This is a genomic window from Rhodococcus sp. P4_F3_2 (assembly GCF_056401335.1).
The window spans coordinates 1-363 of the sequence record NZ_JBFUJN010000301.1; the positions used below are offsets into that span (position 1 = coordinate 1).

Genomic DNA, 363 nt, shown 5'->3' on the forward strand with positions numbered 1-363 from the left:
AGAGAAATACTAAGTTCTTTTGACACTCTTCAGAAGCAGTACAACTGGTTGTTAACTGATTTAGATGGATCTTTACCAGACAAGTATCTTGATCACTTTATTGATTATAGAATTTACACTAATGGAACGAAAGAAAGTACTTATTGGATTACAGGTGAAAAGCTTACAGAGCTCGCCAATAAGGAGGAAATATATTTTGCATGGGGAGTTTTTTCTGCTTTCAATAAGAACGAACATATAGATTTAGATATGCTTAAGGAAGAACCTTATGCTGATGGAAATCCAAATTTTTGGGTTGAAAGACCAACTATTCAGCATCCAAAAGCAATGACAGAATTAGTTTTATGGGACTCATCTTTAGTA

General features: G+C 33.6%; 1 protein-coding gene. It reads left to right on the plus strand.

The annotated features are described in order from the left end of the window. Positions 1 to 363: hypothetical protein (locus tag AC1DWA_RS33845; RefSeq protein ID WP_477917934.1), on the plus strand; the 363-nt coding region annotated here is incomplete at both ends.